At 41.2% G+C, this 15,654-nt stretch carries 16 protein-coding genes; 8 read left to right on the forward strand and 8 right to left on the reverse strand.

Translation table 11 applies throughout. The annotated features are described in order from the left end of the window. Nucleotides 1-230 precede the first annotated feature (230 nt). Nucleotides 231-404, forward strand: a complete 174-nt coding sequence (locus tag GSQ74_RS12450) for a hypothetical protein (RefSeq protein WP_158993720.1) — start codon at nt 231-233, stop codon at nt 402-404. Nucleotides 405-521: 117 nt separating this feature from the next. On the opposite strand, the gene GSQ74_RS12455 is transcribed toward GSQ74_RS12450, so the two are convergent. Continuing rightward, entirely contained in the window at nt 522-1,445 is a 924-nt protein-coding gene (locus GSQ74_RS12455) for an alpha/beta hydrolase (RefSeq protein WP_158993722.1), read from the reverse strand. A gap of 158 nt (nt 1,446-1,603) precedes the next feature. On the opposite strand from GSQ74_RS12455, the gene GSQ74_RS12460 reads away from it, so the two are divergent. The 7 genes from GSQ74_RS12460 to GSQ74_RS12490 all read left to right on the forward strand — a co-directional run bounded on the left by GSQ74_RS12460 (nt 1,604) and on the right by GSQ74_RS12490 (nt 9,508). Further along, entirely contained in the window at nt 1,604-2,896 is a 1,293-nt protein-coding gene (locus tag GSQ74_RS12460) for a phenylacetate--CoA ligase family protein (protein WP_158993724.1), read from the forward strand. 4 nt (nt 2,897-2,900) lie between these two features. After that, the gene (locus GSQ74_RS12465; RefSeq protein WP_158993726.1) at nt 2,901-3,416 is read left to right on the forward strand and encodes a GNAT family N-acetyltransferase; all 516 of its coding nucleotides are present in this window, start codon (nt 2,901-2,903) and stop codon (nt 3,414-3,416) included. A gap of 123 nt (nt 3,417-3,539) precedes the next feature. Beyond that, nucleotides 3,540-5,093 carry a histidine ammonia-lyase gene (gene hutH / locus GSQ74_RS12470; RefSeq protein ID WP_158993728.1) on the forward strand — a complete coding sequence of 518 codons (1,554 nt, stop codon included), beginning with the start codon at nt 3,540-3,542 and terminating at the stop codon, nt 5,091-5,093. A gap of 24 nt (nt 5,094-5,117) precedes the next feature. Next, entirely contained in the window at nt 5,118-6,272 is a 1,155-nt protein-coding gene (locus GSQ74_RS12475) for a beta-ketoacyl synthase (RefSeq protein WP_158993730.1), read from the forward strand. Between the two features lie 122 nt (nt 6,273-6,394). Next, nucleotides 6,395-7,033: a hypothetical protein gene (locus GSQ74_RS12480; protein ID WP_158993732.1), complete on the forward strand. Its 639-nt coding sequence runs from the start codon at nt 6,395-6,397 to the stop codon at nt 7,031-7,033. A 217-nt stretch (nt 7,034-7,250) separates the two neighbouring features. After that, a complete protein-coding gene (locus GSQ74_RS12485) occupies nt 7,251-8,450 on the forward strand; it encodes a beta-ketoacyl synthase (RefSeq protein WP_158993734.1) in 1,200 nt (399 codons plus the stop codon). A gap of 2 nt (nt 8,451-8,452) precedes the next feature. After that, the gene (locus GSQ74_RS12490) at nt 8,453-9,508 is read left to right on the forward strand and encodes a beta-ketoacyl synthase chain length factor (RefSeq protein ID WP_158993736.1); all 1,056 of its coding nucleotides are present in this window, start codon (nt 8,453-8,455) and stop codon (nt 9,506-9,508) included. A gap of 191 nt (nt 9,509-9,699) precedes the next feature. Here the strand turns inward: GSQ74_RS12490 and GSQ74_RS12495 are convergent, their stop codons facing one another. The 7 genes from GSQ74_RS12495 to GSQ74_RS12525 form a co-directional block, all read right to left on the reverse strand. After that, nucleotides 9,700-9,963, reverse strand: a complete 264-nt coding sequence (locus tag GSQ74_RS12495) for a phosphopantetheine-binding protein (protein ID WP_158993738.1) — start codon at nt 9,961-9,963, stop codon at nt 9,700-9,702. A gap of 9 nt (nt 9,964-9,972) precedes the next feature. Continuing rightward, the gene (locus GSQ74_RS12500; protein ID WP_158993740.1) at nt 9,973-11,250 is read right to left on the reverse strand and encodes an ABC transporter permease; all 1,278 of its coding nucleotides are present in this window, start codon (nt 11,248-11,250) and stop codon (nt 9,973-9,975) included. Beyond that, nucleotides 11,250-12,005 carry an ABC transporter ATP-binding protein gene (locus tag GSQ74_RS12505; RefSeq protein ID WP_158993742.1) on the reverse strand — a complete coding sequence of 252 codons (756 nt, stop codon included), beginning with the start codon at nt 12,003-12,005 and terminating at the stop codon, nt 11,250-11,252. Before GSQ74_RS12505 ends, GSQ74_RS12500 begins: the two co-directional genes overlap by 1 nt. Next, nucleotides 11,996-13,009, reverse strand: a complete 1,014-nt coding sequence (locus GSQ74_RS12510; RefSeq protein ID WP_158993744.1) for a BtrH N-terminal domain-containing protein — start codon at nt 13,007-13,009, stop codon at nt 11,996-11,998. The genes GSQ74_RS12505 and GSQ74_RS12510 overlap by 10 nt, the downstream gene beginning before the upstream one ends. Continuing rightward, nucleotides 12,999-13,406 (reverse strand): hypothetical protein, encoded by a 408-nt coding sequence (locus tag GSQ74_RS12515; RefSeq protein ID WP_158993746.1) that lies wholly within the window; start codon nt 13,404-13,406, stop codon nt 12,999-13,001. Before GSQ74_RS12515 ends, GSQ74_RS12510 begins: the two co-directional genes overlap by 11 nt. Before the next feature lie 155 nt (nt 13,407-13,561). Continuing rightward, a complete protein-coding gene (locus GSQ74_RS12520; protein WP_158993747.1) occupies nt 13,562-14,710 on the reverse strand; it encodes a beta-ketoacyl-ACP synthase III in 1,149 nt (382 codons plus the stop codon). An 11-nt stretch (nt 14,711-14,721) separates the two neighbouring features. Then, nucleotides 14,722-15,624 carry a hypothetical protein gene (locus GSQ74_RS12525; protein ID WP_158993749.1) on the reverse strand — a complete coding sequence of 301 codons (903 nt, stop codon included), beginning with the start codon at nt 15,622-15,624 and terminating at the stop codon, nt 14,722-14,724. Nucleotides 15,625-15,654: the final 30 nt, after the last annotated feature.

The following is a 15,654-nucleotide window of genomic DNA, read 5'->3' on the forward strand; positions in this document are numbered from 1 at the left end:
ATTTTGATTTAAGAATTCTATCAGCTTATCAAAAAAATGCACAAAAAAAGCGGGCAACCTAATGGCTACCCGCTTATTCAGGGAAATCACTTTTAAAACTTGTCGCTTTACTTTGACCCTATCCTCCTCCTTTCCCTATTCTAGGGGAAGGTATCGCACAAGGCCCTACATTCAATATTGAGGAAATTAAAGCCATCCACAAAATGTTATAAATCTCTTTTACCTTGGTAATGGTGGACGCGGTGGCGGCGGTGGTAAGTGAATGTGTATACGTGTATGCCTCCTGTGGTGCCTGTAATAATGGTGTCTCCGAGCAAAAGGTAATGGTGGACGCGGTGGTGGAGGTGGTAAACGTTGTAATAGTGTTATTGGCGCAGTTAATACCACAGCTTTTGCCCTTGTAAGCTGTACGCTACCCATTAGCAGCATAACAACCAAAGCGATTTTTAAATACTTCATAAATTGAAATTCGTTAGGTGATAGTTTGTTAACATTATGATCTGAATAATGTTTTATGCGCTTTACTCAATCACGTTTTTATACAGGAAATCGGCGGAGAACTGTCCGGCTTCTAACCAACGTTCCTTAGTGCCTTTGCCGCCTGAAAATAAGGGATCAAAATGTTTTTGCAATTCGTGGGAGTAACCTTCAAAAACTTTTAATTCATTGGGGATACCCAATGAATCTGCCTTGGCATGAATATCCTCACCACCATATAAAGGCGCGCTTTTGTGTGTGGGCGATACCATACCATCCTCACTACCTAAACAGGTAACAATGGGCACTTTTGCGTTTTCAAGCCAGTCGAGGTTGTAAATAGCACCCCAGAAGTTTATAACTGCCGCAACATGCGCGCGATTATGCGGATAGTTAACCGCTGTGCTATCGCCAGTTATTTTGGCCATATCGGCCAGTTCGGCGTTGGTAGCATAAGCAGCTTGCAGGGCTATGATCCCTCCTGCCGAGTTTCCGGCCAGGATAATTTTATCAGGGTCGATACCATATTTTTTGGCATTCAGGGTGAAATAAGCAATAGCGGTTTTGGCATCCTGCACAGCGTAATAGCTGCTTTTTTGCAGTTCGTCAAAGTGGAATAAAGGATTTTTTTTGCTCAGGCGATAATTAATATCCGCGCAAACATAGCCGCGCTGAGCGAATGTTTTGCTCCATAATTCAACACCATCTGCCGACTTTGAACCGAACTTGAATCCGCCGCCATGCATCCAAATAATTAAGGGGCGATGTTTGGTATCATCACCTGTTGGGCGGTAGAGATCAAACAGATAGGCTTTTTCATCATCTTTTGATGCTGAAGGGTTATAGCTTTGATCTTTTTCGATGCTAACGCCCTGGTATATAATATCTTTATAACGATGTTTGGTTTGCGCTTGCGTAATTATCGCGAAGCAAAAAAGCGGTATATAAATGAAAATTCTTTTGAGCATTCTTATTATTTTTTAATATATACGTTACAAATTGCGGGTGTGGATGTTTCAACATGTAATCACTAACAGCAATTTTACTAAATTTGGAGTGATATGGGTTTGAATATTACGCCCTATCACACATAAATAATAGTACCAGCAGTAATTATTGAGAAATAATGACATTTATAGAGGAAAAAGATATAAAGACAGATAAGCAAACCGCAATGCAGGAGCAAAAATTACAGGAGCTATTAGTTTATCTATCTAAAAATTCACCTTTTTACAGGGAGCTTTTCGCGAAGCACCATATTGATATATCAGCTGTAAAAACGGTTACTGATCTGGCTTCTATTCCTACCACTACAAAAGATGATCTGCAACAACGCAATAACGATTTTTTATGTGTACCTGCTGAAGATGTTATTGAATATACCTCCACATCGGGCACATTGGGCAGCCCTGTAACCATCGCCCTTACAGAAAACGATTTACAGCGCTTAGCCTATAACGAGTATAGTTCCTTTAGCTGTGCCGATGGTTCAAAGGATGATACCTACCAGTTAATGCTAACGCTCGACAGGCAGTTTATGGCGGGGATTGCTTATTATCTGGGTATACGCAAATTGGGGGCGGGGATTATCCGACTGGGTCCGGGCGTGCCATCGTTGCAATGGGAAACCATTAAGCGGTTAAAACCGACGGCTATTGTGGCTGTACCATCATTTATTTTAAAACTGATACAGTATGCCAAAGATACCGGCATCGATATAAATGAAACATCAGTTAAAAAAGCGATTTGTATTGGAGAGAATATCCGCAATACAGATTTCTCGCTTAATATTTTAGGCAAGAAAATAACCGAGGCATGGGATATTAAATTGTACTCTACTTATGCCTCTACCGAAATGCAAACCGCATTTACCGAATGCGGCGAAGGCAAAGGCGGCCACTATCAACCCGAATTAGTTATTGTTGAGTTACTGGATGAAAATAACCAACAAGTTGCCCCCGGCACACCCGGTGAGGTAACTATTACAACGCTCGGTGTTGAGGGCATGCCATTACTACGCTACAAAACCGGCGATATGTGCATGTACTTTGATGAACCATGTGCTTGCGGCAGAACTAGTTTGCGCCTGTCATCCATTATGGGGCGTAAAAAGCAGATGATTAAGTTTAAGGGGACCACCTTATACCCTCCTGCCCTGTTTGATTTGCTGAATGAGCGGGAGGAAATATTGGATTTTGTGATTGAGGTTTCATCAAATGAAATCGGGTTAGATCAAGTATTGATCTACATCGTACCATCGGAAATAAGCGAGGAATGTGATCACCGCATCAGGGCTTATTTACAGGCGAGGTTAAGGGTTAGTCCGCATATTAAGTATGTGACTGCCGAGGCTATTCAAAAAATGCAGTTTAGCGAGGCCAGCCGTAAAGCAATTAAGTTTGTAGATAAGCGGAATTAATTTAATGGAGATACTTATCGAAACAGAACGCCTCGTTATACGCGAGGTCATTCCGGAGGATATTGATGGGATGTTTGAGCTTGAATCTGATGCGCTGGTACATCAATATTTAGGAAATCAACCCATAAAAACCCGGGAGGAAAGTCCGGGCAGAATCGAATTTATTCGCCTGCAATATATTGATCATGGTATTGGGAGATGGGCGATGATTGAAAAAGAAACGAACAACTTTATTGGTTGGACGGGTTTCAAATTCATTAATGAAACCGTTAACGGGCATATCAATTACTATGATCTTGGTTACCGGATGATCCCGAAATACTGGGGCAAAGGCTACGCCACAGAAGCAGCTAAAGCATGCCTGGATTATGGCATCAATCAGCTTAAACTAAACCCAATTTATGGTATTGCTGCTGATGATAATTCCAGCTCAAAAAATGTACTGGTAAAAGCAGGTTTTACTCCCGCAGAAACCTTTATGCACCACGGTATTTTGCACAGGTGGTTCAATTTTCAATAATAACGTATATGAATTACTTAAGACTTACGAAGTTTTGGAAACTTCGTAAGTCTGCTATTTAAACGGCAGATATTTTATACATTTACCCCTTAATAAATTTCGTTTTAAAAAAATATTTTGCCCGTGATACTTGTTGGACAAAGCACCCTTACTCTAGAAAATTTCGCTGAAATACTTTATAAACACCAGGAAGTAGCCCTTAATGAGGCCGCTTTAGAAAAGGTTAAGACCAATTTCGAATTCCTGCAACAATTCTCCTCTAACAAACTCATTTATGGCATCAATACCGGTTTTGGGCCGATGGCGCAGTACAAGGTAAACGAGGAAAATATACTGCAATTACAATATAACCTGATCCGCAGCCACTCATCCGGCAGCGGTAAATTAATGAGTGCCGAGCTATCTAAAGCCTTAATGGTTGCCCGCTTGAACAGCTTTATGCTGGCTTATTCGGGTGTGCATTTGGACTTGGTGGAGTTGTTGAAGGAACTCATTAATAAAAATATCAGTCCGTGTATATATGAGCATGGTGGCGTAGGCGCCAGCGGTGATTTGGTGCAGCTTGCTCATTTAGGCCTTGTTTTAATTGGCGAGGGTGAGGTAATTTTTGAAGGTGAGGTTCATCCAACTATCGACATATTTAACCGTTTTAATATAAAACCACTTTCTATTCATATCCGCGAAGGTTTGGCGGTTTTGAATGGCACTTCGGCTATGACGGGTATTGGTATGTTAAACATCATACAGGCGAGGAAATTGCTGAATTGGTCGCTGATGTTTTCATCGATGATTAATGAGATTGTTGAGGCATTTGATGACCATTATTCGCAGGAACTGAACGCGGTTAAACGCCATAAAGGTCAGAACAAGATCGCATCGCTGATGCGCGATATTTTGAAGGATAGTAAAATGATCCGCGATAGGTCGGAGCACTTATATAACCCGGACAACCTGGACCAGGAGGTTTTTGAAGATAAGGTACAGGAATATTATTCGCTACGTTGCGTAACACAGGTCTTAGGGCCGATATTCGATACCATAGTACAGGCTGAAGAGGTACTAGTGAATGAATTAAACTCTGTTAATGATAACCCGGTTATCGACCATTTAAACCATAATATTTTCCACGGTGGTAATTTCCATGGCGATTATGTTTCGCTGGAAATGGATAAGCTAAAAACGGCTATTACCAAACTGTCGATGTTATCAGAAAGACAATTGAACTATCTGCTTAACAGCAAATTGAACCAAAAACTACCTCCATTTGTAAACTTGGGCGTGCTAGGGTTTAATTTCGGGATGCAGGGCATGCAGTTCACCGCGACATCTACGGTTGCTGAGAACCAAACGCTATCATTCCCGATGTATGTACATAGCATACCGAACAATAATGATAACCAGGATATTGTGAGCATGGGCTGCAATGCCGCATTGATGACTAAACGGGTGGTTGATAACTCCTTTGAGGTATTAGCCATACAATTGATGACCATTTTGCAAGCGATAGATTATCTGGAATGCCAGGATAGGTTGTCCTCGTTATCTCGTTCATTATATGATACTGTGCGCGAGATCTTCCCTAAATTTATTGAGGATCAGCCTAAATATAAAGAAGCTAAAAAAATTAAAGAGTTTTTAGAAAGCACCAACCACATAAATGCTTTTGCCGGGTTATAATTTATAGACGCAATTGATTAGTGAATGAGCAATATAAATGAAATAAGCGAGCCCGAAGTTTTTGTTGTTGCCGATAATATTTTATCGCCATTAGGAAAAACTACTGCCGAAAATTTCGCGAAGCTAAGGCAGAATGAATCAGGTGTGAAACAACATACTGATGTTGCCATATCTCCCCTACCCTTTTTTGCTTCACTATTTGATAAAGGCGAAACTTTTGTCAAAGCCGACGAACATAATTATACCAAATTTGAGCAGTTGCTAATTGCTTCTATTGCCGATGCATTAAATGGCAGCGGGGTTGATGTTCGGGATAAAAAAACGGTGTTGATTATATCTTCAACCAAAGGAAATATCAGCTTGCTTGAGAATGAAGTTGTCACCGACGAGCTGAAAGAAAGAGTTTCACTATCCACCTCTGCAAAACTTGTAGCTGAACACTTTGGGTTTCAAAACCAGCCGATCGTGGTTTCAAACGCATGTATCTCGGGCGTTTTGGGTGTGGTGATTGCAGCAAGGTTATTACGTTCCCATCAATATGAAAATGCGGTGGTAGCCGGCGCGGATGTGATCTCAAAATTTATCATGTCGGGTTTCCAATCCTTCCAGGCATTGAGTGCGGGGCCATGCAAACCATTTGATAAGGAACACGATGGTTTAAACTTGGGTGAAGGCGCAGGCACTATTATTCTATCTACAAATCACAAATACGCGCAAAACATAAAAGTAAAAGGCGGTTCGGTGAGTAACGATGCCAACCATATTTCAGGTCCGTCACGTACCGGGCAGGAGTTGGCTGGGGCTATAAAGAATGCCTTACAAGAAGCTAATTTTACACCTGCTGACATTGATTTTATATCTGCACACGGTACAGCAACAGTTTATAACGACGAAATGGAGGCGAATGCGATAGCCATATCAGGCTTGCAAAAAGCTCCTGTAAATAGCCTGAAAGGATTCTATGGCCATACTTTAGGTGCGGCAGGGTTGATAGAATCCATTATATCAATCCAATCATTAAAACAAGCACTTGTAATTCCAACCATAGGTTTTACCGAAGCTGCCGACCCTGAAAAAGTTAATGTTTGCGCTGCTCCCCTACGCCTTAAAGCAAATAACTTTTTAAAAACCGCATCGGGTTTTGGCGGTTGTAATGCTGCGGTTATTTTTGGTAAATAATAATAAAAAACCATTGTCATTTCGACCGGAGAGAGAAATCTTCTAAAACAAGCATATTCGCCTTGAATATCGCAGAAGATTTCTCCCTCCGGTCGGAATGACAAATTGAATAAATAATATCTTTGGCATCTAACAATATCAAATTGCTCACCGAAAAATATATAACTGGTTTTTGTTCGATAAATAATGGCATCGTAGCTAAAGATGGTATTAATATTTTCGCTCATGAAAGTGATCTATCGGGTTTACTGTTGGCAGCCTATCAGCATTTGCAGTTAACTTATCCGAAGTTTTACAAAATGGATAATTTAAGCAAGCTTGGATGGTTAGCAGCTGAGTTTTTATTGAAAGACACTTTTAATAAGACTGAATATCAGCCCGAAGATATCGGGGTTATACTGGCAAATGCCAATAGCAGTTTAGATGATGATGTTAAATATTGGGAGAGTATAAAGGATGTAGCAAGTCCATCGCTATTTGTGTATACCTTGCCGAATATTGTGATTGGCGAAATTTGTATCCGCAATCATTTTAAAGGCGAACAGGCTTTTTACATTCAGCCTGAGTTTGATACCCAGTTCATAGCACAACAAGTAGGTTATTTACTGGATAAAAACATTATGCAAGCCTGTATTTGCGGCTGGGTGGATGTTTTTGAACAAGATTATAAAGCAGTTTTGTTTTTGGTTGAAAAGAAAAAGACGGATAAATCGGTTGTTTTTTCGGCTGAGAAAATGGATGAGATTTTTAATAAGGATTAATAATATATGATTTTGTAGTTCCCCAGTCCTCTTTCCCGCTTGCGGAAGAGAGGGCTGGTCGAGCGAAGCAAAGACCGGGTGAGTAATATTGGAGAGGCATTAGCGCCTAGTTTACTCACCCCGACTACGTTGCGCTTGTCGACCCTCTCTTCGCCTGCGGCGGAAAGAGGGTGAAGATGCAAATCATTGGTAGATTAGATAACAACAGATAAACAATATGAGTTCATCAGTTTACATAGCAGGTGTTGGCGTAATTTCGGCTATCGGCAATAATGTCGCCGAGAACCTGGCTTCGCTTAAAAGTGAGCATGCTGGCATGGGCGATATCACGATGATGGATACCATTTACCGCAAGCAATTACCTGTTGCCGAAGTAAAATTGAGTAATGATGAACTGGCTGCTCTTGCAGACTTACCCGCAAATATTAGTCGCACTACTTTACTAAGCGCGATTGCAGCGAAAGAGGCTTTAGATGATGCAAATATTCCTAATTTAAATAGCCTGCGCACTGGTTTTGTATCGGCAAACTCGGTTGGCGGGATGGACAAAAGCGAAGATTTTTTTGTTAAGTTTCTGGCTGATAATAGTAAAGGCAAACTACGGGATATATTCGATCACGAGTGCGGCAGTATGACAGAACTGGTTGCGGATAAATTAGGTATCAGCGATTTTATGACTACGGTTAGTACTGCTTGTTCATCATCGGCTAACGCGATATTTTACGGTGCCCGGTTGATAAAAAATGATATAGTAGATGTGGTAATTGCAGGCGGTACAGATTCACTAACTAAGTTTACCCTCAACGGCTTTAATACCTTAATGATACTGGATAAAGAGTTTTGCAAACCCTTTGATGAAAACCGCGAAGGATTAAATTTAGGCGAAGGATCGGGCTATTTGGTTTTGGTATCGGAAAAAGTAGCTAAAAAATTGGCTAAACAACCATATTGCACACTGAGTGGTTACAATAACAGTAACGATGCTTATCACCAAACGGCATCATCTCCGGATGGTACAGGTTCCTACCTGGCTATGCTGGGTGCTTTGAAAAAGAGCGGACTACAAACTACAGATATTGATTATATTAACCTGCACGGTACCGGAACACCCAATAATGATAGCGCCGAAGGAACAGCTATAAAACGTTTGTTCGGACCTGATTATCCGCCGATGAGCTCAACCAAATCATATACCGGGCATACCCTGGGGGCAAGTGGTGGTATTGAGGCTGTATTTTCAGTATTGGCTATCAAAAACAAACTCATCTACCCCAACCTACGATTTGAGACCCGCATGGATGAATTACCTTTTGAACCTGTAAAGGAATTATTAACCGATCAGGATATTAAACACGTTATGTCGAACTCATTTGGCTTTGGCGGCAATTGTACATCACTTATATTTTCGGCTATTTAATTATGAAAGTATATATCCGCTCGTCTGCCTGTGTATCGCCGCAAAATACGTTTAACTCTGTTGATTTTTTGACTGATATTATTGAATCAACAGGCACACGATTAAAGGCGATTGAACCTGACTATAAGGAGTTTATCGACCCGAAACAGATCAGACGCATGAGCCACGTGATTAAAATGGGGATAGCCGCTGCTAAAAGCTGTTTAACTCAGGCTGATGTTGAAATGCCCGGCGCTGTAATTACAGGCACGGCTTTAGGCTGTATAGCAGATACCGTTACCTTTTTAACCCGCATTGTTGAGCAGGAAGAAGAAATGCTGCCACCAACTGCGTTTATACAATCAACCCACAACACAGTTGCCGCGCAGATAGCTTTGATGCTGAAGTGCCATAATTACAATAACACTTTTGTACATAAAGGCATCTCGTTTGAAAGCGCCCTTTTTGATGCCGTGATGCTTTTAAACGAACAGGAAGCAGATAACATATTGGTGGGTGGAGTGGAAGAAATGGTAGATGCCAGCTTTGCCGTATTAACCCGCTTGGGATTATATAAAAGGTGGCCGCTATCAAACCTGTCGCTTTATAACACACCCACCAATGGCACTATAGGTGGCGAAGGCGCGGCTTTTTTTTTAGTATCTAGCGAAGAGTCGTCGGATAACCTGGCGCAGCTTACGGGGCTTAAATTGCTTTATAAGCCAACATCTATCGAGGAAGATATTATAACTTTTATAAAATCTCATGAATTGAGTATAGAGGACATCGATCTGGTAATAACCGGCAAAAATGGAGATACTAAAAATGATGAGATCTATAAAAGCTTAAGCGATTCGATTTTCAAAAACAAACCGCTCGCCAATTACAAACACCTTTGCGGTGAGTACCCAACTTCGTCGTCATTCGCCTTGTGGATGGCATCAAATATTGTTAAAGGTGGGGTGATTCCGGAGATTGCGAAAGAGGGTAAATTCGAGTTGGCATCTCCTAAAAAGGTTTTGATTTATAACCATTATCAAGGTAAGTATCATTCGTTGATGCTGATTTCGGCTACGTAAGCTTAATATTTTCTATCAAGGTGTCATGCTGATAGTCGAAGCATGTGGGTAGGCCTTTACGCTTATGCTTCGAGTACCTCAGCATGACAGCCCACATTTTTCATAAAAGATTTACACCCCTTGTCTGTGTCCTCACAGACAACTTTCAGAATAATTGCCTGTGAGGACACAGGAAACGGATACAAAATAACTTATTTCTTACCGTGCAGTTGGATATAATCAGCCATGGTGGCTACATCAACCAATGCCTTGCGACCTTCACGGGGGTCTTTAATATCGATACCGTATTCCTTTTTTAACAGAACGATCAGTTCCAGTGAATCAATAGAATCCAAACCCAAACCCTCACCAAATAACGGCTCGTTATCCGCTATATCCGCAGGAGTTAAATCAGTTAGATTTAAAAATTTTATGATTTGTACTTTAAGTTGTTCTTTTAGCTCGGTAGTTTCCATTTGCGGCAATTATATCAAATTTTTTCTTTTCAATCCCCAAAAAGTTATTAATTGGAGCACTACGGTTATAATAAATAAAGGGATAATATTGTTTACCACGTCTTTAAGTTTCCCTCCCTCAAGGAAAAGTGAGTAATATGCCTGCAAAGCCCAATGCATTGGCGAGAAGTTAGCCGCTGTTTTAGCAAAGCCTTCCATCGCAAAGCTTGGTACCATTAAGCCACCGATAGCGGCTAATATCACTATAGATACCGCACCAAATCCGTTGGCTTGCTCCTGCGTATCAGCAAAAACGCCAACACAAATGGAGTAACTTACCGCACACCAACCGCATACCACGGTTACTATAATTAAGGCTAATATATCCGATGGTAAGTTCAACGCGGGCAATCCCAAAAATGGGAACAACCATATCCCCATCGAGAATATAACCGCTGCCTGTAGCATGGTAACTGCCAGGTAAGTGATCTGCTTGGAGAATATCCCAACCAGATAATTAGTAGGCAACGTTTTCAGCCTGATGAAACTGCCGCTCACCTTTTCCCTCACTACACTGCCACCTAATGACATGATGACGAAGAACATCGCGAAGATAGTCCATGCCGGTACGTTATGCTGGGTTGCATTTGGCGTAGCCCGGGTACCATCCTTTGATACCGGGATCTCGTTAATGGCTGTGTTATTATTCAGCATCTCATTTTCCAGGCTCTCGGGTAATTGCTTTTCGTTAATTGAGAAGTATAGGCTTCTTAACGTTTCACGACTTTCTACCAACTGTAATGCGCTGCGGATGCCCCCCTGTACTGATAACCTTAACGATTCCTGTAAAATTGGATTATAATAAAGTGTAAGCGGATCAACATCTCCTACTTTTTTTGAACTATCACCGGCTAAACCAAAACTGGTTAGCGCTTTGCCTGCTATGCTTTTTGATTTTGCTTCTACCTTACGAGAAAAATCAGGTGGGATGATTACCCCCAGCATCGCATCATTATCATGCATGGCATCCGCCATTTGTTGCGCGCTTTTATCTGAAGGCATCAACGACACTTTGAACATGCCTATTTTGCTAATCGACTTTATCAGTTGCTTACTGGATTGCCCCGTATCGCTATTACAAATTAATATGGAGAGCTTGTTTTTATTAACGAGGTTAAAGGTGCTGTTCTGGATGCTGGTAACTACCACCACCAAAATAATCGGCATCACAAACATGAGCGATATGCCTACTATGTCGCGCAGCAATATTCTTACATCCTTTACAATTGTTGCCCAAAGTTTAAACATTAGTTTCGGTAATCCTTTCCGGTTAAGTTTAAAAACAAATGTTCCAGGCTTTCCTGTTTATGATCTTTCAGCATATTGCGTAAACTGTCCTGCGCTATTATTTTGCCGCCATCAATTAGCGCCACTTGCTGGCATAAATCTTCAGCTTCACTTAATTGGTGCGAGGTATAAACAAGCGTAGTACCATTCTTATTTAGTTCGAGCAGATAATTGATGATGGCATGGCCTGTTTGCACATCCACCCCAACAGTTGGTTCATCTAAAAATAGGATTTCCGGGTTATGGATTACGCCGATGGCCAAATTAACCCTCCGTTTCATCCCGCCCGAGAACTTTTGAACCTGCTTATCCCGCACCTCTTCCAACCCTAATATATGCAGCAACTCATCGGTTCTTCTTTTTATGGTTGATTTATTTAAACCCGACCATGCGCCAAAAAACTCCAAATTTTCAGCCGGACTTAATTCCTGATAAAACGAAAAATCCTGTGGTACAAAGCCAAATAAACGGTTGGTGGCATTATTATTTTGCTTACCCATTTCGTGCCCTAAAAGCTTTACATGGCCGCTATCGGCAGTCAGCAAACCTGTCATCAAACTAATGAGCGTGGTTTTGCCGGCCCCATTAGGTCCGAACAAACCAAAGCGCGCACCTTTCTCCACCTTTAAATTAAGGCCCGAAAAAGAAACCTCGGAATTCCCGGGGTAATGAAAGCCCATATTTTCAACTTCTATCGCTGATGGATTTACTGCCATTTTATATTTTTTAGCCTTTCAAAGGCATTTTTCTCTACTTCAGCAATTTCTACCAGGTAATCACCCATTTTATTAAAATCGTCCTGACTACCAATCCGGCCTTTGTATATACCCGCTGCATGTACCGCAGCAGTGCGCCACATGTCGCCTGCCTCTGTAAATAGTACCGATATTTCGGCCAATTGGTTGCCCGGCAAATAAGCATCTGCTTCCTGCAAAAACGCTGCGTAAATATACCGGAATCCGCCGCCGCCTGTGCCAATCTCCTCCTGCATTCGAACCATCTGCGCCAGGTAAAGTTTCGATTTTTCAATCCCCAGCTTATCCCGCCACTTTTTAATTTTTTTGCCTGTATTTCTGATGCCTGATATACCTGCAAAGCTGCCAGGTATATTCAGCATATTATATACGTTCTTTTTGATACCGCTCTTTATAGCCTGCTTAATGGTATCATCAGTAATTATAGCGCCTTGTTTAGGGTAATAGATATGCCCTTTAGGTGCCAACGCGCCCTTTGCAAAGCGTACACGCTCTAACTGGTAGCTATCCATCACATTGGTGGTTTCCATTATCGGGTCGCTCACTAAATAGTTATCGCCTTCTTTGCCATAAACAATCAGGTTATGGGCGTTGAAATGGAACCTATATTCTTTTGGGAAATAAGGCAAATAATATACCCCTACCTGGCAGCCCACCGGGTTACCGGCTTCTAAACATTCGTTTAGATAGGTTTCAGCTTTTTGTTTGGAGCTGAATCGTTTGCTAACAACAGGTATACCCAACGACTTGGCCGTACGGTTAAATATATACCCCGGCAGGGTGCGAAACGCAATCGCCGGGCCATTATTGATCTTAATTAAAGGGATATAAGCAAAAAATAAACCTGCGCCAATGCCAAAGGCAAGCGGCTCGGTTATTTTGCCGTTAGATGCAATGCTTAATAAATTACTGGTAACGCCCGATTCACAATGCGCGCCCTGACGGTGCTCGAAATCAGTCTTCATGAATAGTCATACTTTTAAGGTCTTCCACCTTTATATTAAATGCCTCGGCGTATTTTTCTAATTTTTGGGTTGATAATTTATCGAATACTTCGGGTTTTAAATGCCTTTTGATCTGCCATTTCCAAAATCCGCTATAGCCTGCTAAAATGCTGATGTCCATCAGCCGGTATTCCATAAAAAACAGCAACTGACTGGTTTCCTTATTCAACACTTTTTGTTTTGCTGATTCGATGCGTTTTTCAATATCGCCCCAGGCAACATCAAGCGCTGTTATTTTAACATCCCAGCCGCTGCTTAATGCCGCCACGTATTTGCCAGAACTATCTGTCGCATAACAAAGCTCCTTGGTTATTTTACCAAGCGAACTTAGATCCTGCGGTACTTCATCCTTTTTCATTTTTGTATAAACTTAGCTTAGAAGCTGTTTAAATAATAAAACTATCGTCATTGCGAGGAACGAAGCAATCTCTACATAGGCAGGTCGGACTTGCATGTTTGCTCTGTAAAGTATAGAGATTGCTTCGTTCCTCGCAATGACGCTTTGTTTTTGTGCTATACAACAGTAAGCATTGCATACATATACGAAAAACGGGCGCTTTCGGGTACAAGCAATAATATCTTTTCGCCTTTTTTAAGTCGACCGCTTTTGAAAAGCTCATCTATCATCAGGTAAACTGATGCCGCGCCCACGTTGCCTACGGTATACAAGTTGATAAACCATTTTTCGTAAGGGATACCGCCACCGTATTCCTCAATCATATCATATATCTTGCTCTTGAAAAAATTACTGGATATATGCGGCAAAAACCAATCAATGTCCTCAACGCCAAGTCCTTTTTTCTCAAATATCTCTTTGATCTTTCTACCGCCTAAAGGCACAATATTATCACTCAACAAAGTAATATCCTGCTTTACGCTAAAGATAGATTTAGTCATGATCTCTTCAGGCGTATAATCCATAAAGCCTTTTAACGAGCCATCTTCCTGTTTATCGCCACCCATGTACATACAGGTTTTCATTTCGTTAGCGTATGATACGCCCTCAATCCATTCAACCTTTAAGCTGAGACCTTCGGGATTGGGTTTATCAGTCAGCAAAAACGCCGAAGCGCCATCTGACAGCATCCACCTTAAAAAATCCTTTTGAAAAGCGATGTATGGGTTTTCGTCTAATTCAATTAGTTTTTGTGCTTCTTCTTCAAAAACATCTGAAACCAATAAACCTGAAAAACGCTCAGAACCTGTTGCAACTGCCGTTTTAACTTCGCCTGATTTAATGGCTAAATAAGCATATTTAAGAGCGTGCATTCCCGCACAGCAAACACCCGATGGTGATACCACCTCAATGCCACCCGCCTCGGGCAACCAGCCATGTGTCATTACGCCATGACTTGGTATCATTTGGTCGGGCGATGAAGTACCGCAAGAAAGTAGCTCAATATTTTTTAATTTTTCAGGATCATTATCAAACAATTCCCTAACAGCAAGCGCCGTCATCTGAGCGTTGGTATGCGTTGATTTATGATCTTTATTAAGTGCGTAATAGCGGTTGGTTATGCCGTTGTTGCGCAGTACAATTTTTTTTGATTTTGATGGCTTATTATTGATATACCCCAGGTATGATTCCATTTCATCATTTGAAACGGGCTCATTCGGAAAGTAAGCCGAGGTATGATTGATATAAACACTAGTATCAGACATATTATATAGTATCAGTTATTTACTTGTAAATATTTTAATTTTTTAGCCCTGATCCGTCCGCTCGAAAAAGGTTTCAGAAAAACAGCATCTAATGTAAGCAAAACAGGCGCACCTAAAAACAATGCGATAAAAAGATAATATTTAAACGCTGCTGCCCAGGGCAATTGATTTTTACGTTTTGAAATGATCTTTGCCCAAGCCGCAAAAATAGGCTTTGCCCTGGCTTCAGTAAACATCAGTGGGTATTTTATCACCACCGCTTTTTGCTTAATCAATTCATCCTGCAAGCTATCAAGGGTGTTATACTCCAAATGCTTCGCTACGGTTTCACCATAAATTTTGGTATTGTCAATATCTTCTTCAGCAACACCCGGTTTTGGGAATATGTTTAAATAACGCTCTTTTTTGCCGGAGAGCATCCAGTAAAAAATGGTTACAAAGCTTACCACATTCGGATGTTTATCAACCAAAGCCACATTACCTACCAGCTTTGCTCCTGCCTCTTTTAGTGAGTTACGAACCCGTACATAAGCATTTATCCACATATTACGTGCTGCGCTGATGGTAACCACAGGTGTATCTTTTAACAAAGCTCTAAAACCTTCATCCTGCAACAAAGAATTTGTTGGAATGCTTGGCGATAAAAACCAGGGTTGATAGCCCAAAATGATCAGATCGTATTTTTCTTCCTTAAAATTTAAAGGGTGCAGCGGCGTTGGTATACTCAACACACAGGATGGCATCACCGAAAAAAAGCTACTGCCTGTCCATGGGAAATTGTAGTCTGTAACCGTTTTTACCACCACTTTCTCCACCGAATTACCGGCGGTAACTAGCGGCGCAGTAAATGAATCAATGATCTCTCCCATCTGGCCCGACTGCGTGTAATATATAGCTAAGATCTTTTTATCCATTCTCAACAAAGTTAAAAAACTATCTTTTTA

The organism is Mucilaginibacter sp. L196 (assembly GCF_009765905.1).
In the GTDB taxonomy this organism is placed as follows: domain Bacteria; phylum Bacteroidota; class Bacteroidia; order Sphingobacteriales; family Sphingobacteriaceae; genus Mucilaginibacter.